Annotated in this window: 19 protein-coding genes and 1 pseudogene; 13 read left to right on the top strand and 7 right to left on the bottom strand. The window is 66.6% G+C overall.

The genetic code is table 11. The features are described from left to right. Positions 1–76: 76 nt before the first annotated feature. A complete protein-coding gene (locus tag ASF65_RS07715; protein ID WP_055888959.1) occupies positions 77–421 on the top strand; it encodes a cupin domain-containing protein in 345 nt (114 codons plus the stop codon). Between the two features lie 63 nt (positions 422–484). Here the strand turns inward: ASF65_RS07715 and ASF65_RS07710 are convergent, their stop codons facing one another. Next, positions 485–1,522, bottom strand: coding sequence for a heme-binding protein (locus ASF65_RS07710; protein ID WP_055887533.1), 1,038 nt, complete (start codon positions 1,520–1,522; stop codon positions 485–487). A 256-nt stretch (positions 1,523–1,778) separates the two neighbouring features. Next, a complete protein-coding gene (locus ASF65_RS07705) occupies positions 1,779–5,096 on the bottom strand; it encodes a DEAD/DEAH box helicase (protein ID WP_055887530.1) in 3,318 nt (1,105 codons plus the stop codon). 148 nt (positions 5,097–5,244) lie between these two features. Between ASF65_RS07705 and ASF65_RS07700 the strand changes: the two genes are divergently transcribed. Continuing rightward, a complete protein-coding gene (locus tag ASF65_RS07700; protein WP_055887527.1) occupies positions 5,245–6,069 on the top strand; it encodes a polyphosphate kinase in 825 nt (274 codons plus the stop codon). Between the two features lie 9 nt (positions 6,070–6,078). Here the strand turns inward: ASF65_RS07700 and ASF65_RS07695 are convergent, their stop codons facing one another. After that, positions 6,079–6,501: a DUF4174 domain-containing protein gene (locus ASF65_RS07695; RefSeq protein ID WP_055887524.1), complete on the bottom strand. Its 423-nt coding sequence runs from the start codon at positions 6,499–6,501 to the stop codon at positions 6,079–6,081. A 114-nt stretch (positions 6,502–6,615) separates the two neighbouring features. Between ASF65_RS07695 and pncA the strand changes: the two genes are divergently transcribed. Next, positions 6,616–7,245 carry a bifunctional nicotinamidase/pyrazinamidase gene (pncA, locus tag ASF65_RS07690; protein WP_055887521.1) on the top strand — a complete coding sequence of 210 codons (630 nt, stop codon included), beginning with the start codon at positions 6,616–6,618 and terminating at the stop codon, positions 7,243–7,245. Between the two features lie 19 nt (positions 7,246–7,264). Here the strand turns inward: pncA and ASF65_RS07685 are convergent, their stop codons facing one another. Further along, a complete protein-coding gene (locus tag ASF65_RS07685) occupies positions 7,265–7,852 on the bottom strand; it encodes an NADPH-dependent FMN reductase (RefSeq protein ID WP_055887518.1) in 588 nt (195 codons plus the stop codon). Positions 7,853–7,951: 99 nt separating this feature from the next. Continuing rightward, positions 7,952–9,586 carry a peptide chain release factor 3 gene (locus ASF65_RS07680; protein WP_082505258.1) on the bottom strand — a complete coding sequence of 545 codons (1,635 nt, stop codon included), beginning with the start codon at positions 9,584–9,586 and terminating at the stop codon, positions 7,952–7,954. 223 nt (positions 9,587–9,809) lie between these two features. On the opposite strand from ASF65_RS07680, the gene ASF65_RS07675 reads away from it, so the two are divergent. The 10 genes from ASF65_RS07675 to ASF65_RS07630 all read left to right on the top strand — a co-directional run bounded on the left by ASF65_RS07675 (position 9,810) and on the right by ASF65_RS07630 (position 18,525). After that, positions 9,810–10,586, top strand: a complete 777-nt coding sequence (locus tag ASF65_RS07675) for an FCD domain-containing protein (RefSeq protein ID WP_055887515.1) — start codon at positions 9,810–9,812, stop codon at positions 10,584–10,586. A gap of 51 nt (positions 10,587–10,637) precedes the next feature. Beyond that, on the top strand, positions 10,638–11,633 hold the full coding sequence (gene denD, locus ASF65_RS07670) for a D-erythronate dehydrogenase (protein ID WP_055887513.1): 996 nt from the start codon (positions 10,638–10,640) through the stop codon (positions 11,631–11,633). 36 nt (positions 11,634–11,669) lie between these two features. Further along, positions 11,670–12,440: an SDR family oxidoreductase gene (locus ASF65_RS07665; protein ID WP_055887510.1), complete on the top strand. Its 771-nt coding sequence runs from the start codon at positions 11,670–11,672 to the stop codon at positions 12,438–12,440. A 139-nt stretch (positions 12,441–12,579) separates the two neighbouring features. Beyond that, positions 12,580–13,638: a sn-glycerol-3-phosphate ABC transporter ATP-binding protein UgpC gene (ugpC, locus tag ASF65_RS07660; RefSeq protein WP_055887507.1), complete on the top strand. Its 1,059-nt coding sequence runs from the start codon at positions 12,580–12,582 to the stop codon at positions 13,636–13,638. Positions 13,639–13,720: 82 nt separating this feature from the next. Further along, positions 13,721–15,040, top strand: a complete 1,320-nt coding sequence (locus ASF65_RS07655) for an ABC transporter substrate-binding protein (protein ID WP_055888953.1) — start codon at positions 13,721–13,723, stop codon at positions 15,038–15,040. Between the two features lie 77 nt (positions 15,041–15,117). Continuing rightward, positions 15,118–16,059, top strand: coding sequence for a sugar ABC transporter permease (locus ASF65_RS07650; RefSeq protein WP_055887504.1), 942 nt, complete (start codon positions 15,118–15,120; stop codon positions 16,057–16,059). An 11-nt stretch (positions 16,060–16,070) separates the two neighbouring features. Continuing rightward, positions 16,071–16,970: a carbohydrate ABC transporter permease gene (locus ASF65_RS07645; RefSeq protein WP_055887501.1), complete on the top strand. Its 900-nt coding sequence runs from the start codon at positions 16,071–16,073 to the stop codon at positions 16,968–16,970. A 97-nt stretch (positions 16,971–17,067) separates the two neighbouring features. Continuing rightward, on the top strand, positions 17,068–17,556 hold the full coding sequence (locus tag ASF65_RS07640) for a hypothetical protein (RefSeq protein WP_055887498.1): 489 nt from the start codon (positions 17,068–17,070) through the stop codon (positions 17,554–17,556). A 185-nt stretch (positions 17,557–17,741) separates the two neighbouring features. Then, positions 17,742–18,233: a hypothetical protein gene (locus ASF65_RS07635; RefSeq protein WP_055887495.1), complete on the top strand. Its 492-nt coding sequence runs from the start codon at positions 17,742–17,744 to the stop codon at positions 18,231–18,233. A 100-nt stretch (positions 18,234–18,333) separates the two neighbouring features. Further along, positions 18,334–18,525 (top strand): helix-turn-helix transcriptional regulator, encoded by a 192-nt coding sequence (locus ASF65_RS07630; RefSeq protein ID WP_055887492.1) that lies wholly within the window; start codon positions 18,334–18,336, stop codon positions 18,523–18,525. 394 nt (positions 18,526–18,919) lie between these two features. Here ASF65_RS07630 and istB read toward each other — a convergent pair whose 3' ends face one another. Both istB and istA read right to left on the bottom strand, forming a co-directional pair. Further along, entirely contained in the window at positions 18,920–19,648 is a 729-nt protein-coding gene (gene istB / locus ASF65_RS07625; RefSeq protein WP_055887489.1) for an IS21-like element helper ATPase IstB, read from the bottom strand. Between the two features lie 5 nt (positions 19,649–19,653). Further along, a pseudogene (istA, locus tag ASF65_RS07620) lies at positions 19,654–21,147 on the bottom strand (IS21 family transposase); the annotation flags it as partial. Positions 21,148–21,294 lie beyond the last annotated feature (147 nt).

The raw sequence follows: 21,294 nt of genomic DNA, 5'->3' as shown, positions 1-21,294 counted from the left end.
TGGTAGCATGATACCGCATAGACGGAGCGGGTCTTCGAGGCGTAGATCGTCCTGCGATCAGGTGCAGGAGTTGCCGGTGAGCCATGCCATCCCCGTCACGATCGACGGCGTCGAACCCGAAATTTCACGCCCTTCGACGGAGAAGGTCATCGCGGGCGACCCCGTCCATCGAACCTGGAATGTGGAGGAGCAGGACGGCGGGCTTTATGCCGGGGTCTGGGAATCGGCCCCGGGCGAGTGGCGCGTGTCCTACGACGAATGGGAGTTCTGCCAGATCCTGGAAGGCCATTCGGTCCTCACCGAGGAGGGCGGGAACGCCCGCGACCTACGGCCGGGCGATGCGTTGGTGATCCGGCCGGGCTTTCGCGGAACGTGGCGCGTTCTGGAGACCACGCGCAAGACCTACGTGATGCGCCTCTGATAGGCCCCAACGAAAAGGGCGCCCGCCGAAGCGGACGCCCTTTTCATGGAGCGATGAAAGACCTCAGCGCTCGACCTCGATCAGGATCTCGTTGCGCTTGAGGAAGCCCGGTGTCCACGGCGCGTCGTAGAACGCGTAGATCGGGTCGCCCTTCTGCTTCAGGTTCTCATCCGAGATGTAGTTGTAGAGCGTCATCAGCTTTTTCGACGCCGTCGTGGCGGTGAAGTTGCCGCTGAAGCGGATCGCGACGACGCGCTTGGCCGGCACCTCGTGGATCGCCACGTCGTTGCTGTTCGGCGTCGGCAGGCTCGCCTTGGTGTACTTCTTCGGCATGATGAAGCGGATGGCCCAGCCCTTGGTGCGGCCTTCGCCCTCGGACAACTGCTGGAGGACCGGCACGGTCATCGCGATCTTCTTGCCCGAACGGTTGTTCGACGCGATGTAGTCGTAGAGGCTCTCGAAACCGCGGCGACGGGCCTTCTCATGGTAGCCGGTCTTGATCGTCTCGGCGACGACCAGCGCATCGTAGTCGCGGATCTCGATGTCACCGTCCTTGCGCACGGTGTCGAAGTCGGGCTCCTCGGCGTGATCGGCGATCTTCTTGGTGACGTAGATCGCGCCGGCGACGGCCAGGATTGCGCCACCGGCGATCAGCGCGGTCGAGACGTTCGGGTTCTCGCGCAGATAGTCCTTGCTGCGCTGGTAGCCGCGCCCGCTGCGGAAGCTCGCCTGATGACCCCAGGACGGCGTCAGCGCCGACTTCGACGGCAGGTAGCGGCTGAGACCGGACGCGTGGTCGGCCAGATCATGCGCGCCGTCCGACAGCGAGCGGCGGGCGCTGTGAAGGCCCGAGCGGGCATCCTCGGCGGAGGGCAGCGACCAGCCGGAAAGGAAGCTCGGCAGGTAGCGGCTGTAGGACGGCTCGGCGGAAGCGTAGAGACGGTTGACCTCGCGTTCCACCGCGCGGCGCAGCTTCTCGGCCTTGGACGGGCGGGGATGAAGCCTCTCGACGATCCGCGACTCGACGTCCGAAAGCCGCTCGCCGATGTCGCCGATCGCGTCGCTGATCCGATCGTAGGCCGAAGGCTTATCGCGGAACATCTCGTTCTCCTTACTTCCACAAACAAGGTGCCGCAGCAGACACGACCCAACGGGCGGGTGCGGCGCCGTTGTAACGTGGCGGGAGAAGCTTGGTTGCGACGCGACGTAAAATCACGGCGACCTAGCGTCGCTTAAATTTCCGTAACATTCGTCGCAACCTTCGGCCGACGTAACCAATTAATGAGCATCGGGTTTTTCATGGACCTGATACTCCAGCCAAACTGGGCGGCCTGCGTGCCGCCCCTTTTTTTGGCCCCTAGGCCGCCGGGGCGTCGATCGTTTCGAGCAGCGAACGAGCCGCCACGAAGCGCTCGGCGACGGTCTCGCCACCCTTCGGCGACACGAGCTTCGTGTCGTTCCACTTCCAGCCCGCCGGAAGCTTTAGACCTTCGTGGCGTGCCGCGTCGTCCTTCGTTCGAAACGCGGCCGCGGTGCCCTTCGGGCCGGACGCCAGCTTCTGCACGCCGAGTTCGCGGCATCGAAGACGCAGTTCGGCCGCCTTCAGAAGGATCTTGGTTTCCGCCGGGATCGGTCCGAACCGGTCGCCGATCTCTTCCACGAGGAGCTCGAGCGAGGACCGCTCGCGGAGCCGGTCGATGCGGCTGTAGAGATTGATGCGCGCGGCCGGGTCCGGCACGTAGTCCGCCGGGATCGAACCGCTCGCGCCGAGCACGATGTCGGGCGTCCAGTCGTCCGCCACCGGTTTGCCTTCGGCGACGACAAGCGCCCGCTCGATCAGGTGTCGGTAGAGGCTGAGACCGACGAGCTGCAGATGCCCTGCCTGTTCCTCGCCGAGAAGCTCGCCCGCGCCTCGCAGATCGAGATCGCGGGTGGAGATGGTGAAGCCCGCACCAAGCCCGGAAAGCCGCTCGAGCGTCTGCAGGCGCGACCGGGCGGTCTCGCCGAGTTCGACCGCCGGGTCGGTGAGAAGGAAGGCCGTGCCGCGACGCGACCCGCGACCGACGCGCCCGCGGAGCTGGTGAAGCTGCGCGAGACCGAACCGGTCCGGCCGCCAGACGATCATCGTGTTGGCGGCGGGCACGTCGAGACCGCTCTCGATGATGTTGGTGGCAAGGAGAACGTCGCCGCCGCCCTCGCCGAAGCGCAGCATGACCTCGTCGATCGTCTCCACCGGCAGCTTGCCGTGCACCACGGCGACCTCGAGTTCCGGCACCAGCGCCTTCAGGCGGTCGGCCATCGGTGCGATGTCCTCAACACGTGGGCACACCACGAAGCTCTGCCCCTTTCGGCGCTTCTCGCGCTGGAGCGCATCGCGGACCACATCGTCGTCGAAAGGCGCGAGGATCGTTCGGATCGGGCGCCGCAGAACCGGGGGCGTCGCGATCACGCTGATGTCGTTGAGGCCGACGAAGCTCGCCTGCAGGGTGCGCGGAATGGGGGTTGCCGTCATCGTCAGGACGTGGCCGCCCGGAGCGAGGGCGCGCAGTCGCGACTTGTGACGGGCGCCGAACCGCTGCTCCTCGTCGATCACGACCAGCGCCAGATCCTTGAACGCGATGTCCTCGGCGCAAAGGGCGTGCGTACCGACGACGAGACGGATCTCACCGCTTTTCAGGCCAGCCTTGACCCGCTTGGCCTCATCCGGAGCGGTGAGGCGCGAGAGATGGGCGACTTCGATGCCGAGAGAGCGGAAACGCCGAAGGGCTGCGCGGGTGTGCTGCTGGGCGAGGACGGTCGTTGGTGCGATGATCGCTGCCTGTCGACCGGCCGAAACGGCGACGGCTGCCGCGCGGAACCCGACCTCGGTCTTGCCAAAGCCGACGTCGCCGCAGACCAGCCGGTCCATCGGGCGGCCCGACGCCAAATCGGCCAGAACCGCGTCCACCGCGGCCGACTGATCCGGCGACAGCGCGTGGGGGAAGCCTGCGCAGAATCGCTCGAAAGTGCGACGCTCAGGCTTCAGGGCGCGTGCCTTCGACCTGCGCCGCTTGCTCATCAGGTCGACCATCCCGCGCGCCGTATCTTGAACGCGCTGGAGAAGATCGTTGCGGCGGTTGAGCCAGCCTTCGCCCTTCAGACGATCGAGCTTGAGGTCGCCGGGGTCGGCGCCGTAGCGCCAGAGGGCCCCGATCTCCTCCATCGGCACGAGCAGCGACGCGTCGTCGGCATAGGACAGGCGGAGGGCGTCCATGGTCCGGCCGTCGCGTTCGATCGTCTCCAGCCCGCGCAGGATGCCGACGCCATGGTCGATGTGAACCACGGCGTCGCCGATCTCGTAGTCGTCGAGATGGGCGAGGAGGGCAGCCTGGCCCTGGCCGGACGCGTTGGCCGCCGTCCGACCGCCGAGGTCCTGCGGCGTGACCACCACGACGCCCCGGTCGCGCAGGACGAAGCCCTCGCTGATCGGCAGGAGCATCGACCAGTTGCTGCCAGCCGGCGAGGTCTCGACGATGGACCAGCCGGTCGCGCGTTCCCATTCCCCGCCGAGGTTCCGCCGCGCGCGCCGGTGCCAGTCGTTCAGGAGCGCACGCGTTCCGGCGGCGATGACGACGCGCAGCGGGGTCTTTCCCTGGCCGACGAGATCGCGAAGGGCCGCCCAGGGCGCGTTCTCGGCGGCAAGGTTCCGCAGGCTCGCGACCCGCTCCGCGTCGTCTTCGGCCGGATCGTCGATGACCGCGGCAAGGCTCCGGGCAACCTGCTCGCGCCACTGCGCACTCGTCAGGAGGATTTTGGAGGGGGCAGGCAGGTCGGCCCGTGCCCTCGCGCTGGATGCTTCGCGTGCTTCTTCGTGAGCCGCTTCGGCCGCTTCGATGAATGCTTCGGCGCGCCGGTCCGCACCCTCTTCGAGAAGGAGATCGGCTGCCCCCAGGTAATCGAAGACGGTTTCGAGCTTCCGGCGCCCCTTGGCCAGCCGCGCATCGGACACCGGTTCGGGCGCGGTCTCGTCGCCGACGATCTCGCTCGCCGGGTCGACGATCAGGCATTCGATCTCGTCGATCGTCCGCTGGGTGACGGGGTCGTAGGAACGGATCGAGACGATCCGGCCCTTCTCATGCTCGATCCGGCAGGGCAGGTCGCCGCCGGCGGGGAAGAAGTCGACGACGCGCCCTCGGATCGCGGCCTCGCCCGGCTCGTCCACGCGGTCGTCGAACAGGTAGCCGAGGCTCTGCAGGAAGGGGCGCATCGCCTTGACGTCGAACGCCTCGCCGGCGCGGAACTCCCGATGAAGCGTCTTCCAGATGCTGCGCGGCGGAACGCGCCGCACGAGCGCTTCCGCGGTCGTCACCACGATCTCGGGCAAATTTTTCCGGTTGGTCAGCCACCGCAGAACGCCCATTCGCTGGCCCATCACGGCGCGCGAGGGTGAGAGGCCGTCGTAGGGCAGGCAGTCCCACGGCGGAAAGTAGGCGACCTTCGCCGCAGGCTCGAGCGCCCGAAGGATCGCCGCGATGTCGGCGGCGCGGCGCGCGGTCTGCGCTACGAACACGAGCGGACGGGTCTTGTCGGTGCCCCGGCGATCGATCAGCCGAACCGCGGTCGCGCCCACCGGGTGCAGCGGCGAGATCGTCTCGGCGGCCGAAATGCGGGTGTCGAGGTCGACGGACTGGAGCATATTACGCATCACTCTTGGCGGCGAAGGCCGGGTCGCGACGGAAACGCGCGATCGGGGACTCCGATCCTCGCTGCCAGAAGGTGGTTCAATGTGTCGCCAACGATCCTGCGCCCCCCGTGGCGCGGGCCGGCGGATGCGGGAGTGACGAATGAGCGACCACAAGAACGACACGCCCAATTCGCATCGTCCGCTGGGGCGGCTCGACATGTCGAAGACGATCGACAAGGACGAGTACGAGGCCCGGCTGAAGACGGTGCAGGTCCGCTTTATGGAGATCCATCAGGCGTATCTCCACACGGGCGACGCCGCCGTCTGCGTCTTCGAGGGCTGGGATGCCGCCGGCAAGGGTGGGACGATCCGCCGGATGGCCGCCGTGATGGACCCGCGCGGCTTCAAGGTCTGGCCGATCGCCGCGCCGTCGCCGGACGATCTGCGCCGGCACTATCTCTCGCGCTTCTGGCAGCGCCTTCCCGGCACGGGTGAGATCTGCGTGTTCGACCGCTCCTGGTACGGCCGCGTTCTGGTGGAGCGTGTCGAAGGGTTCGCCAAGCCGGCCGAGTGGGGGCGGGCCTATGACGAGATCAACGGCTTCGAGAAATTGCTGACCGATTCGGGAACGCGGATCACCAAGGTGTTCCTCTACATCACGCCCGACGAGCAGTTGAAGCGCTTCAAGGACCGGATGGAGGATCCGCTGAAGCGCTGGAAGCTGTCCTACGAGGACTTTCGCAACCGCGAGCGCTGGTCCGACTACGAGGACGCCGCGAACGAGATGCTGGAGCGGACCTCGACGACGAACGCGCCCTGGCTCGTGGTGCCCGCCGACGACAAGCGCTACGCGCGCATCACGGTGCTGGAGCACATCGCCCAGAAGCTATCCGACGGCGTCGACCTCCGGCCCGAGCCGGTCGGAAAGGAGATCGAGAAGCAGTTCGAGAAGCTTCGCAAGCTGCACGAGAAGGAGGGCCGATGACGAGCTCCGTCAGCGGTCGAGCCCCGCGCGCCGCATCGGCATGGCGTCGATCACCGCATTGATCTCGTCGAGCGGCGTCGGGGTCCGCGACGTCCATTTGACGCCGCCATCGAGGCCGATCAGGACGGCGACGAAAGGTGCGTCGCCGACACGGGTTTCCCGGCGCAGCGCGTCGGCGGACAGGTCGCGCGGCGCCTTGCCGGCCAGGACGCGCACGTCCTGTCCGCGAACCGCGATCACCGTCATCTGGCGTTCGGCGAGATCGCGTTCCCGGCCGCGCAGGAATGCTTCCTGCCGCTCGGCATCCGCTGCGCCGCCTTCGCTCGACACGAAGAGGAGGACGCGGTTTTCCCAGCGAAGCGCATCAAGCGAGCCGGCGGACGCCGCGACGCCGGAGGCCAGCAGCACCGGAGCCAGAAGATGAAAGTCCATGGCATTGCCTCCTCGACCGTCTCCCACAACGGGGTGGCGGTGCCGGTGTTCCTTGGCAGGAGGGCAGCGCAGCCCTAGGCTTGGGCTGCAGGAACGGAGCGTGGAGCGAATCGGATGCGGCAGGTCGTCGGAGGGCGGGACGCGCTGGTCGTGGTCGATGTGCAGAACGACTTCTGTCCCGGCGGCGCTCTGGCGGTCGCGGACGGCGACGCCGTCGTTCCCCTGATCAATGCGCTGGCGCCGCGCTTTGCGATCGTCGCGCTGACGCAGGACTGGCACCCTGCCGGCCACATTTCCTTCGCCAGCACGCATGGGCGCGCGCCGTTCACGTCGATCGACGTCGCCTACGGATCGCAGGTCCTGTGGCCCGACCATTGCGTTCAGGGAAGCGTGGGCGCCCAGTTCCACCCCGCGCTCGACGTGCCGAACGCGCAGGCGGTTCTTCGCAAGGGGCACCAGCCCGGGATCGACAGCTATTCCGGCTTTCGTGAAGCCGATCGCACGACGGCGACGGGTCTTGCCGGCTACCTCAAGGAGCGTGGCACGCAGCGGGTCTTCGTCTGCGGGCTGGCGACGGATTTCTGCGTCGCCTGGACCGCCTTCGACGCAGCCGATGCGGGCTGGCCCGTCTTCGTGATCGAGGATGCCTGCCGGGCGATCGACCTCAACGGGTCCCTCGATCGCACCTTCGCCGAGTTCGACCGGCGCGGGATCCAGCGGATCCGGGCCTCCGACCTCGATTGAGGCGGAGGCCCGCGACGGGTCAGTTCGTGCCGTTGGCGTCGGCCTGCGCCGACGTCTTCGGCTCCGAGGTGCGCTCGATCCACTTCACGAAGCGGTCGACATAGCGCTCGAGGAACTCGCGGGTGTGGTCGTTGCTGATCGTGCCGTCCTCGGCGAAGTCCTCGGCCTTCCAGACAAGGTAGACTTCCGGCTGGCCCATTAGCACCACGTCCACGACGTTGAGGACGCTCTTCAGATGGTTCTGGCCCGCCGCCGCTCCCGTGCCGCCGGGCGAGGTGCCGACGAGACCGCCCGGTTTGGCGCTGAAGGCGTTCTGGCCGTAGGGGCGGGTGCCCCAGTCGATGGCGTTCTTCAGGACGGCCGGGAAGGAACGGTTGTACTCAGGGGTGACGAAGAGAACCGCGTCCGCCGCCTCGATCTCCCGCTTCATGCGCAGGACCGCCTCGGGGACGTTCGGAAACAGGTCGTCATTGTACATCGGCACGTCGCCGAGTTCGACGATGCGGAAGTTGAGGCGGGGCGCAGCGAGCTTGCCAAGCGCGAGCGCCAGCTTGCGATTGATCGAATCGCGTCGCAGCGAGCCGACGAGGACGGCGACGTCAGTCATGGGGAACTCCGGAAAAGTTGATCCCTATGTGCCGCGTTCGATGCTGCGCTGCAACCGTCGGAGGAAGCCGGACGCCGTGAACGGAGCGTCGCCGATCCGTCAGGTGGCGACGAGCTCGCGGGTTTCGTCGAAGCGCAGATCCGGGTTGCGCTCCCGCGCATAACGCAGCTCCCAGTCGCCCTTCGGCAGGAACACGGGGCGACCATCCCGGTCCTCGGCGACCGCCATCTTGTTCTCGTCGATGAAGGTCTTCAGCTTCTTCTCGTCCGGCGAGGAGATCCAGCGCGCGGTGGAATAGGGCACCGGCTCGAAGCCGATGTCGGTCTTGTATTCCTGCTTGACGCGCGAAGCGAGCACGTCGAGCTGGAGCGGCCCGACGACGCCGACGATCCAGTTCGAGCCGATGATCGGCTTGAAGACCTGGACGAGGCCTTCCTCAGCCAAATCCTCAAGAGCCCGGCGCAACTGCTTCATCCGCATCGTATCTTCCAGCCGGACGCGCCGCATCACTTCCGGCGCGAAGGACGGCAGGCCGGTGAAGCGGAAGGTCTCGCCCTCGGTCAGCGTGTCGCCGACGCGCAGCGTCCCGTGGTTCGGAATGCCGATCACGTCGCCCGCGAAGGCCTCCTCGGCAAGGTCGCGTTCCTGCGCGAAGAAGTAGATCGGGTTGTTGACCGCGAGCGGCTTGCCCGAGCGCACATGGTTCAGCTTCATGCCGCGCTTGAAGTGGCCGGAGCAGAAGCGAACAAACGCGACGCGGTCGCGGTGGTTCGGGTCCATGTTGGCCTGAACCTTGAAGACGAAGGCCGACACCGAGTCCGTGCGCGGATCGACCGGGCCCTTGTCGGAAGGCTGCGAGCGCGGCGGCGGCGCAAAACGGGCGACGATGCGCAGGAGCTGATCCACCGAGAAGTCCCGCAGCGCGCTGCCGAAAACGACCGGCGTCAGGTGCCCTTGGCGATAGGCGTCTGCATCGAAGGGGGCGTAGCCTTCGCGCGCGAGTTCCGCCTCCTCGCGGAAGCGGGTCAAAACGTGTTCCGGCACCATCGCGTCGAGCGCCGGGTCGTCGATGCCCGTCATCTGCTTGACGCTGTCGCACGGACCGCCGGCTCGCAGCGAGGAATAGAGATACTCGTTGGTGAAGAGGTCGTAGCAGCCGTGGAAGTCGGACCCCATGCCGACAGGCCAGACCTGCGGCGAGACGCTGAGCTGCAGCGCCTCCTCCACCTCGTCCATGACCTCGAACGCGTTGCGGCCCTCGCGGTCCACCTTGTTGGCGAAGGTGATGATCGGGATGTCGCGCAGGCGGCAGATCTCGAAGAGCTTGCGTGTCTGGCTCTCGATGCCCTTGGCGACGTCGACCACCATGATGGCGCTGTCGACCGCGGTGAGCGTTCGGTAGGTGTCTTCGGAAAAGTCGCTGTGGCCGGGCGTGTCGAGAAGGTTGAAGGTGATACCCTCGCGCTCGAACGTCATCACCGAGGACGTGACCGAGATGCCGCGCGACTGCTCGATCTCCATCCAGTCCGAACGGGCGCGCCGGTTCTCGCCGCGGGCCTTCACCGCGCCGGCCATGTTGATGGCGCCGCCCGCGAGCAGGAGCTTCTCGGTCAGCGTGGTCTTGCCGGCGTCCGGGTGCGAGATGATGGCGAAGGTCCGCCGGGCGGCGAAGCCCTTGGGCGCGGCCGAATCGCCTGGACGGCGTCCCGTCGTGATGTCCGTTGCGGCGCTCATGGTCGCCCTTTCCGATCGTCTGGGCAGCGGCCTCGAGCCGCTGCCGAATTCTTTGCCCTTCCAATGACGACTTGCCCAAGCAATCGCAAGGGTTTCGCCGCTGACGACCGCTCGGAGCCTCGCGCCGCCGCAGCGCAGCACATGCGACCAATTGACAGACAAAAGCGGTCCTGAAAGGCTCAACTGGTCCGCTGGTCGTGCCAGTGGCCAGAGGTTGGATCGCATGTCGCTGTCGGAATTCGTCCTGGAGAACACGCCCGAGCTGCGCGAGGCCATCGTGCGCCGGAACGTGCGGGACGTGGTGGCGGAGAAGATCGCGATGCTGATCGCGTCCGGCATCTTCAAGGTCGGCGACGACCTGCCGAGCGAGCGCGATCTCGCGGCGGCGCTTCAGGTCAGCCGAGAGTCGGTTCGCGGCGGGGTCCAGATCCTGGCGGCGAAGGGATTGCTCGCGGTGCTGCATGGCGCGCGCACGCGCGTTCGCTCGGACGACGTCGGCCCGGAGTTTCGCCGCTCGCGCGAGCCGCGGCTGATCAACAGCTACGGGCTCGACGACGTTCATGAGGCGCGGCTCCTGAACGAACTGGTGGTGGTCGGCGATGCGGCCGGGCGAATGGACGAGGAGACCCTGCGTTTTCTCAACCAGTCCCTGGCGATGCAGGAGAAGGCACTGCAGGACCCGGTTCGGTTTCTGGTGCTGGATCGCGAGTTCCATCTCGCGATCTACCGTCGTTGCGCCAACCCGGTGCTCGCCGAGTTCGTCGGCGACCTGTTCGGATACATGATGCAGCAACGCCACCGCGCGGTTTCGGAGCCGGGCGCGATTGCCCGCAGCCATGCGGATCACACCGAGATCGTCCGGGCGCTCGATGGGCGGGACCGTGACGCGACGGTTCGGGCCTTCGGCGTGCACATCCAGCGTATCTACGACACGACGCTTCGCGTGATGGGCCTGCCGCCGGTCGACGCCCATGGGGAACAGGCCCGTTTGACGGGCTAGGCGCCGGCCGGCCGCGGGGAGGCGGCATCCGGCGCGAGGGGAGGAAGACGCATGAAGGTTCTGATCGTCGGCGCGGCCGGAATGATCGGGCGCAAGCTCGCCGAGCGGATCGCGGCCGATGGCGGGCTCGGCGGCCAGCTTGTCGAGCAATTGGTGATGGTGGATGTCGTCGAGCCGAAGGCACCCGACGGCAAGATCGGCCGTGTCGTCTGCAAGGCGATCGACGTTTCCGCATCGGGCGCCACCGAGCCCCTGATTGCCGAGCGTCCTGACGTCGTCTTCCATCTTGCCGCGATCGTCTCCGGCGAGGCGGAGGCCGACTTCGAGAAGGGCTACCGCATCAATCTCGACGGCACGCGCGACCTGTTCGAGGCGATCCGGCACGAGCACGGGCGCTCCGGCTACAAGCCCCGCGTCGTCTTTGCGTCGTCCATCGCCGTATTCGGCGCACCGTTCGCCGATCGCGTGCCGGAGGATTTCGCGCTGACGCCGCTGACGAGCTACGGCACGCAGAAGGCGATCGGCGAACTACTTCTCGCCGACTACACCCGCCGCGGCTTCCTCGACGGCGTGGGCCTGCGCCTGCCGACGATCTGCGTGCGCCCCGGTGCGCCCAACAAGGCAGCGTCCGGCTTCTTCTCCAACATCCTGCGCGAGCCGATGGCCGGAAAGCCGGCGGTCCTGCCCGTGGCGGACACGGTGCGGCACTATTTCGCCAGCCCCCGTGCGGCGGTCGGCTTCTTCCTCCATGCCGCGACGATGGACACTGGCGCGATCGGTCCACGCCGCAACCTGAACATGCCTGGCCTCTCCGCCACAGTCGGCGACGAGTTGAAGGCCCTTCGCGACGTGGCCGGCGAGGCGGCTCTCGCCCTCGTCGAGCGTGTGCCGGACGAGACGATCATCCGAATCGTGGACGGCTGGGCGCCGGACATCGAGGCGAAGCGTGCGCGGGACCTCGGCTTCACCGTCGAGGATTCCTTCGAGGAGATCGTGCGCGCGCATATCGAGGATGAACTCGGCGGCTCCGTTCGGGCCCCGGCCTGACGAATGACGATGACGGCAAGAGAAGGATTGGACGGGATGGCGGACGAGACGGCAAACTCCGGGACGGCAAGCCGCATCGCATTGGTGACGGGCGGCGGCACTGGTGTCGGCAAGGCCATCTCGAAGGCGCTGGCGGCGGCGGGATGGACGGTCGTGATCTGCGGTCGACGCCAGGACGTTCTCGAGACAGCGGCGGGCGAGATCGGCCACGGCGCGGTGGCGATGGTGGCCGATATCGGCGATCCCGCGTCCGTCGCCGCGCTGTTCGCGGGAATTGCCGGGCGGTTCGGGCGGCTCGACCTTCTCGTCAACAATGCGGGCTCGGTCGCTCCGGCGATCCCGCTCGAAGACCTGTCATTCGAGCAGTGGAGCACAGTCGTCTCGGCCAACCTGACGGGCGCCTTTCTCTGCACCCAGCAGGCGTTCCGCCTGATGAAGTCGCAGCAGCCGCGCGGTGGGCGGATCATCAACAACGGCTCGATCTCGGCGACGACGCCGCGACCGAACTCGGCGCCCTACACCGCGACGAAGCACGCGATCGCCGGTCTCACCAAATCGACCGCCTTGGACGGGCGCCCGTTCGACATCGCCTGCGGCCAGATCGACATCGGCAACGCGGCCAGCGACATGACCGCCGCCATGTCGGCCGGCATCCTGCAGGCCGACGGTCGCACGGCCTCCGAGCCGACGATGGACCCGGCGCATGTCGGCGCGGCGGTGGTCCACATGGCGGCGCTGCCGCTGGAGGCCAACGTTCTGACCATGACCATCATGGCCACCAAGATGCCCTTCGTCGGACGGGGCTGATCATTCGAGGCGGCCCGCCGGGCCGCCGACCAACGAAGTGGGGGCCTCGCGCCCCTGAGAGAGACAGACACGGCCGTGGAGGCGAGGCAACCGGCAGCATAAGCCGGGCTCTCCCGTCCCGGCCTTCGGGAGGATAGTGATGGCGTCAGTCGATATTGTCGACGTTCGCAAGTCGTTCGGCTCGCACCCCGTGATCAAGGGGGTCGACATTCAGATCGAGGACGGTGAGTTCGTCATTCTCGTCGGCCCGTCGGGCTGCGGCAAGTCAACCCTGCTACGCATGCTGGCGGGACTGGAGCACGTGACGAGCGGGCAGATCCGCATCGGCAGCCGCGTCGTCAACGACGTGCCGCCGAAGGACCGGGACATCGCGATGGTGTTCCAGAACTACGCGCTCTACCCGCACATGACGGTGGCCGACAACATGGCCTTCTCGCTGGCCTTGAAGAAGGCCTCGCGCGAGGAGATCGAGCGCCGCGTCAAGCCGGCGGCGGAAATTCTCGGCCTGTCGCATCTTCTCGACCGCTACCCGCGCCAGCTTTCCGGCGGCCAACGCCAGCGCGTGGCGATGGGACGCGCCATCGTGCGCGATCCTCAGGTGTTCCTGTTCGACGAGCCGCTGTCGAACCTCGACGCCAAGCTGCGCGTCTCGATGCGCACCGAGATCAAGAACCTGCATCAGCGCCTGACGACGACCACGGTCTACGTCACGCACGACCAGATCGAGGCCATGACCATGGCCGACAAGATCGTGGTCATGCACGACGGCATCGTCGAGCAGGTCGGCGCGCCGCTCGAACTCTACGACCGGCCGAACAACCTCTTCGTCGCCGGCTTCATCGGCTCGCCGGCGATGAACATGCTGCACGGCCGGCTCGACCCGAACGATCCGACGCGCTTCGTCACCTCGGACGGCGTGGTGCTGCCGGTCAGCGGCCGGCACGAGGCGGCGAGGGGCCGCGACCTCGTCTACGGCGCACGGCCGGAAGCCATCAGCCTTGGTGGTCCCATCCCGATCAAGGTGGTCGTGATCGAGCCGACCGGCTTCGAAAGCCAGGTCATGGGCGAACTCGGCAAGACGGCGGTCACCTGCGTGTTCCGCGAGCGAGTGACGCTGAAGCCGGGGGAGACGTTGAACGTCTCGATCGATCCGGAAGCCGTGCACCTCTTCGACGCGGCCACGGGACAGCGCCTCTAGCGCCTAATGCATCGGCGCCGGCGGCAAGGGGCACGACCAGCGCGAAAACCTCAAAAGAACGCCCCGATCCTTGAGGAGGAACATCGTGATCAATCGTAGACAAATCCTTGCCGGCACCGCCGGCATCGTCGCCGGCGCGGCTCTCGGCGGCCGGCTCGGCATGGGCCCGGCCTTCGCGCAGACCGCCGCGCCGACCTTCACGCCGGAAGCGGGCGCGAGCCTGCGCCTCCTGCGCTGGGTGCCGTTCGTTCCCGCCGAGGAGGAGGCGTTTCTCGCCAACACCAAGAAGTTCACCGACGCGACGGGCGTTCAGGTGCGCGTCGACAAGGAAAGCTGGGAGGACGTGCGCCCGAAGGCGGCCGTGGCCGCCAATGTCGGCTCCGGGCCGGACATGGTGATGAGCTGGTTCGACGACCCGCAGCAGTACCCGGACAAGCTGGTCGACGTGACCGACCTCGGCACCTCCATCGGCGCGGCGGGCGGCGGCTGGTACCCCGGCCTTGAGAGCTATGCGCGCCGCGGCGACAGCTTCATCGCCCTGCCGCTTTGCGCCATCGGCAACGCCGTCGTCTATCGCGACAGCCACATGAAGGCCGCAGGATTCCAGGAGTTCCCGAAGGACACAGCCGGCTTCCTCGAGCTTTGCAAGGCGATGAAGGCGAAGGGGACGCCTGCCGGCTTCCCGCACGGCAAGGCGGTCGGCGACGGCAACAACTACGCGCACTGGCTCCTGTGGAGCCATGGCGGGCGCATGGTCGACGAGAGCGGCACCGTTACCATCAACAGCCCGGAGACGCTGGAGTCCGTCAAATACGCGATGGAGCTCTACAAGACCTTCATTCCGGGCACCGAGAGCTGGCAGGACGTCAACAACAACCGCGCCTTCCTCGCCGGCCAGGTCTCGCTGACAGCCAACGGCGTGTCGGTCTACTACGCGGCGCTGAAGGATCCGGCGCTGAAGGAGATCGCCGAGGACATGCGCTCGGTGAACCTGCCGATCGGCCCGGTCGGCCAGTCTGTGGAGCTTCATCAGGCGTCGACGATCTCGATCTTCAAGCACACGAAGTTCCCGGAGGCGGCCAAGGCCTATCTCCAGTTCCTGTACCAGCCGGACAACATGAACGCCTGGATCCAGGGTGCCAGCGCATACTGCTGCCAGCCGCTGAAGGCCTACGAAAGCAATCCGGTCTGGACCTCGAAGCCGATCCACGCGGCCTATGCGAAGGCGTCGGCGAGCCTGCGGCCGAACGGCTATGCCGGACCGCTCGGCGCGGCGTCCGCCGGCGTGATGGCCGATTACGTCCTGGTCGACATGTACGCAGAGGCCGTGACCGGACAGTCCTCGCCCGAGGACGCGATCAAGAACGCCGAGCGTCGCGCCAACCGCTACTACCGGGTCTAGCCCCGCCATCGCCGATGCCGCGCCTGCCCTTCGAGGGCGGGCGCGGTTCCATCCCTCACGCGCGATCGGGACTTGCCATGTCCAGCATCACGGCGGGCGACCTGCCACCCAAACCGTCCTTCTTCGAACGGCTGTCGCAGAGCCGGAACGGGCTCGGCTTCCTGTTCATGCTGCCGGCGGCCGTCTTCCTTCTCTGCTTCCTGACCTATCCTCTCGGCCTTGGCGTGTGGCTCGGTTTCACCGACACGCGGATCGGGCGTCCCGGCATCTTCATCGGACTGGAAAACTACCAGTACCTGATGGAGGACAAAGTCTTCTGGCTCTCGGTGTTCAACACGATCGTCTACACCGCGGTCGCCTCGATCCTGAAGTTCGCGCTCGGCCTGTGGCTGGCGATCATCCTGAACGAGAGCCTGCCGTTCAAGACGTTCTTCCGCGCCATCATCCTTCTGCCCTGGGTGGTGCCGACGGTGCTCTCGGCGCTGGCGTTCTGGTGGATCTTCGACTCGCAGTTCTCGATCATCTCCTGGGTGCTGATGCAGTGGGGCGTGATCGATGCGCCGATCAACTTCCTCGGCGACGCGACGAACGCACGCCTGTCGGTGATCGCCGCCAATGTCTGGCGCGGCATCCCGTTCGTCGCGATCTCGCTGCTCGCCGGCCTCCAGACCATTCCCGTGTCGCTGCACGAGGCGGCCGCGCTCGACGGCGCGACGTCGTGGCAGCGGTTCCGGCGCATCACGCTGCCGCTGCTGACCCCGATCATCGCCGTGGTGATGACCTTCTCGGTGCTGTTCACCTTCACCGACTTCCAGCTGATCTACGTCCTGACCAAGGGCGGACCGGTGAACGCGACGCATCTGATGGCCACCCTGTCGTTCCAGCGCGGTATTCCGGGTGGGGCGTTGGGCGAGGGGGCGGCGATCGCCGTCGCCATGGTGCCGTTCCTGCTGGCGGCGATCCTGTTCAGCTTCTTCGGCCTGCAGCGCCGCAAGTGGCAGCAGGGCGGTACGGATTGAGGAGAGCGACGATGACCGCGAACACGACCGAAACCGCCGGGCAACTCACCGACGACGTCGTCGGCATGTCCCACCACGACACGCTGGCGCGCAAGATCCTCGTGATCTACCTGCCGCTTGCCGTCTTCATCTTCGTGCTGCTCTTCCCGTTCTACTGGATGGCCATCACGGCGGTGAAACCGAACGATCAGCTGACGAACTACTCCGTCTACAGCCCGTTCTGGGTGGTCGGGCCGACGCTCGACCACATCAAGTACCTCCTGTTCGAGACCTCCTATCCCGGCTGGCTCTGGAACACGGTGATCGTCGCGGTCTGCTCGACGATCATCGCGCTGGCCGCCTCGGTCTTTGCGGCCTACGCGATCGAGCGCGTGCGCTTTACCGGGGCGCGGGCGACGGGCCTGATGGTGTTCCTCGCCTACCTCATCCCGCCGTCGATCCTGTTCATTCCGCTCGCCTTCATCGTGTTCCAGCTCGGCATTTTCGACTCTCGGCTGGCGCTGATCCTCACCTATCCGACCTTCCTCATTCCCTTCTGCACATGGCTCCTCATGGGCTACTTCCGCTCGATCCCGTTCGAACTGGAGGAAAGCGCGCTGGTGGACGGCGCAACGCGCTGGCAGATCCTGACCAAGGTCGTGCTGCCGCTCGCCGTGCCGGGACTGATCTCGGCGGGCATCTTCGCCTTCACGCTTGCCTGGAACGAGTTCATCTACGCGCTGACCTTCATCCAGTCGTCGGAGAACAAGACGGTGCCGGTGGGCGTTCTGACCGAGCTTGTGCGCGGCGACGTGTATGAATGGGGCTCGCTGATGGCCGGCGCGCTGATCGGCTCGCTGCCCGTCGTGATCCTCTACTCCTTCTTCGTTGACTATTACGTGTCGTCGATGACGGGCGCGGTGAAGGAATAAGTCGCTCGACGGCGGTTCGGGCACCGAGCCGCCGACCCTTGCCGTTTCGCCGCCCGGCAGCAGTTTCCTCGGACGGCTCCGGGCGGGAAACAGTGTGATGCGTGCGTTCGATCTTTTCACCCGGGCAGCGTTCGGGCTGGCCAGCCTCCTCCTGATGCTGCTGGCCTGCGGACTGATCGTCTACGCCTTCGCCGGCGTCTGGGGCAGCTTCCGCGCTCCGGATGCCGATGTCGGCGCGGCCCTTCTGGAGGCCGTCGGCTATACCGTCATCGCGATCGCCGTCTTCGACGTTGGCAAATACCTCCTGGAGGAGGAGGCGATCCGGGGGCGCGAGATGCGCAGCGCCGGAGAGGCGCGCCGCAGCCTGACGAAATTCATCTCGACCATCGTCATCGCGGTGCTGCTCGAGGCGGTCGTCACCGTCTTCCAGGCGGGCAAGGAATCGATGCCGCTGATGCTCTATCCGACGCTGCTGCTGGTCTCGGGCATTCTCTTGATGGTCGGTCTCGGCGTCTACCAGCGGCTGTCCGTCAGCGTGGAGAACGTGGCCAAGGATCCGCCCGAGGAGGGCGAGGGCGGGAACTGATCGCCCGACGGGACCGCATCGCCGGCGCTCGTCCCGACGGAGCGCGTCGGGGGCGCCTCAGTTGTTCCCTGAGACGGCGAAGCCGGGGGTGCGGTCTTGCGACGAGACAGACGGTCCCGGCTCTCGTGAACTGTCCGGCACCTCGGCGCGTTTGTCGATCTCTGAATGCGGAGGAGTGCGTTCGAATGACGGATCGGCTTCAGCGAAAGACATCAGCTCTGCGGCGATCCCTGGCAGGTCTGATCGTCACGTCGGGCATCGTTCTGTCGGGGGCCGCCAGCGCCTATACCTATACCAACCCGACCTTCGGCACCTCGGCGACCTTCCCGGCGCAAGCGTTTCCACGCATCGAGCCGGCGACGCCGGAAGGACAGGTCTGGCGCTCGGACGCCGGCGCAGAACTCGTCGTCTATGCGATCGAGGATCCCGAATGGTCGACGCCGCGCGAACTCGTGCGCTGGCGCAAGTCTCTCGACGAGGTGACCTACCAGCGAACCGGATCGAACTGGGCTGTCGTGTCCGGCTTCCTGAGGGACGGCCGCATCTTCTACGAGCGCTACATCTTCCGAGGCCGTCTTGCCCATTCGGTCTCGGTCCGCTACCCCGAAGCCCTGCGCGATCCCTACGACGGCCTGCTGAAGTCGATCACCGAGAGCCTGCGCGGGCCGTCGCGCTAAAACGTCCTTCGAAGCGCGCTCGCGGCTGACCGGAGGCTGGCATCAAGGGATGCCGGCCGCTAGAACCCCGCGGACGCCATTTTGAAGGACTCGCCAACTGATGCCCCTCGCGGAGAATGTCGCCCGCCTGCGGGTGACCGATGGCAAGTCGATCGAAGACGTCGCGCGCAGCACCAACCTTCCGGTCGCGTTGATCGCCGCCATCGAAGGCGGCCGGCGCGTTCCTTCACCGAAATCGCTGCGGTCGCTGGCCAGCTATTTCGGCGTCAGCGTCGACGCGCTGCTGCGCTGATCTGAGGGGGCGAGGGGCGGTCTCGACTGGTGCCGGCTGAGGGGATTGAACCCCCGACCTTCGGTTTACAAATAGTCTCCGGAGCCATGCATTGCAGGGCCTTCAGGGGGTCATGTCGCGTCCATGTCGCGTTAGCCTGTCAAACGGCCTGCAAAACTGACCCCGGATCGGCGTCCAACTTTGACCCCTGAGGCGTGAGGGTGCGGCCGCGGTTCCGATCTCCGTAGAGCCGTAGGCGGAGCGGAGATCGGANTGTCAAACGGCCTGCAAAACTGACCCCGGATCGGCGTCCAACTTTGACCCCTGAGGCGTGAGGGTGCGGCCGCGGTTCCGATCTCCGTAGAGCCGTAGGCGGAGCGGAGATCGGAACCGCTGGCTCGTGGTCTCGAAGGGGTCAGAGGCGGTTCTTGAAGCGCCAGCTTTCGTTGCCGGTCTCGACGATGTCGCAGTGGTGGGTCAGGCGGTCGAGGAGCGCCGTGGTCATCTTGGCGTCGCCGAAGACCGAAGGCCATTCGCCGAAGGCCAGGTTTGTGGTGACGATCACCGAGGTCTGCTCGTAGAGCCGGCTGATGAGGTGGAACAGGAGCTGACCGCCGGACTGGGCGAACGGCAGGTAACCGAGTTCGTCGAGAACGATGAAGTCCATGCGCGAGAGGTAGTCGGCCATGCGGCCCTGTCGGCCCGCTCGGGTCTCGGCCTCGAGCTTGTTGACGAGGTCGACGACGTTGAAGAAGCGGCCTCGGGCGCCTCCCCGGATGCAGGCCCTGGCGATGGCGATCGCCAGATGGGTCTTTCCAGTGCCCGTTCCCCCGATCAGGACGGCGTTGCGCTGATGGGCGATGAAGTTGCCCGACGCCAGGTCGCGCACCAGTGTCTCGTTGATCGGCGTGCCGTCGAAGACGAAGTCGTCGATGTCCCGGGCGAGCGGCAGCTTGGCGATGGTGACCTGGTACTTGATCGAGCGCGCCTGCTTCTCGTTGATCTCGGCCTGAAGGAGATCGCCGACGACGCGGCTCGGCTCGTGCTGGCGCTTCACGGCCGTCGAGACGATCTCGTCGAAGGCGGCCTTCATGCCGTAGAGCTTCAACTCGCCCATGGCGCCGAGGATCTCGGAGCGTTCCATCACAGTGCTCTCCTGAGGTTGTCGTAGCGTGCGCAGTCGGCCACCGGCTCGTGGCGCAGACGCAGCGCGTCCGGGGTCATGATGGTGATCGGGCGCACCGGCTCGCGAGCCCGCGCCAGGATGTTGAGGATCACGTCGGCGGAGTGGACGCCTTCGCCGAGCGCCTCCAGGCAGGCTGCCTCCACCGCCGGAAGGCCGTCGCTCAGGACCGCCGTGAGAATGGTGACCATCTGGCGACCGCCATCAGGTGACGTGCCCAGCTTGCGGCGGACACGCTCCAGACCCGTCGGCAGAACCCAGTCCTTGAACGGTGCGCCGTTGCGCAAGGCGCCCGGCTTCCTCGCCAGCACGGGCACGTAGTGCCAGGGATCGTAGATCGTCTGCTCACGCCCGAAGCAGCGCGGGTGCTCGCCCACGATCCGACCCTCCTGGCAGATCTCGATCCGATCGGCATAGGCCCGGATCTCCGCCGGACGCCCGACGGCGTTCGCCATGACCGAATAACGGTTGTTGTCGAAGCGCACGAGGCAGGTCTTCGACACCGAGACGGGCAAGGCATGGAAGCCGTCGAAGCGGCCTCGGTAGGGAACAAGGCTCGGTCGCTCGGCTTCGAACGCCTCCCACACCGTCCTGTCTCGCAGTTCGGGATGGCGATGCGCCTTGGCGAAGGCGACCGTCCTGTCGAGCAGCCAGGCGTTCAGCTCCTCGTAGCTCTTCACCCGAAGGCGGGGCGTGAAGAAGCGCTCGCGCACCAGCCCGACCTGGTTCTCGACCTGACCCTTCTCCCAGCCCGACGCTGGCGTGCAGGCCACCGGATCGACGAGGTAGTGCCCGCACATCTGGAGAAAGCGCCGGTTGTAGGCGCGCTCGCGCCCCACGAAGATCGTCTCCACCGCGGTCTTCATGTTGTCGTAGATCCCGCGGGTGCAGGCGCCGCGGAAGAAGGCGAACGCCCGATCGTGCGCGTCGAACACCATCTCCTGGCTCTCGCGGGGATAGGCCCGCACGAACAGCATCCGGGAATGGCACAGGCGGACGTGGGCGACCTTCACCTGCACCGTCGTGCCGTTGATCAGCACGACCTCGTGGCTCCAGTCGAACTGGTAGGCCTCGCCCGGGTCGAAGCTCAGCGGTACGAAGGCCGATGCCGACAACGAGGACTGCTTGCGCTGCCAGCCTCGAGCATAGCGGCGCACCGCATCGTAGCCGCCCTCGTAGCCGAGCCCGCGCAACTCCTCGAAGATCCGGATCAATGTCAGGCGCTCGCGGGCGGGACGGGCTTCGTTGACGGTCAGGAGGCGATCAAGTTCAGGCTTCAACGCCCCGAGCTTGGGCATCGGCTGCACCGAACGCTCGTAGTCGAACGCCGTCTCGTTCGAGCGCAGCACCTTGCGGACCGTGTTGCGCGAGAMATGCAGCTCCCGGACGATCTCCTTGATCGTCCGGCCCCGCACGAAGAACTCGCGCCGGATCCGCGCAACTGTGTCCACGCCCTTCATCCCCCGCCCGCCCATCCTCGTGAAGGAAAAGCGAACTCTTCAGGTCCATCGGATGGGGGTCAATTTTGGACGCCGATACCCCCCGCTACGGGGTCAAAGTTGCACGCCGAATGACATTGCGTTCGGGTCGTTCGATGGGACGGCAGG

Origin of the sequence: Aureimonas sp. Leaf324 (assembly GCF_001423245.1) — a bacterium.
Classification (GTDB): Bacteria; Pseudomonadota; Alphaproteobacteria; order Rhizobiales; family Rhizobiaceae; genus Aureimonas.
Note: the sequence above shows the minus strand (reverse complement) of the source record. Positions and strands in the feature narration are given on the sequence as shown.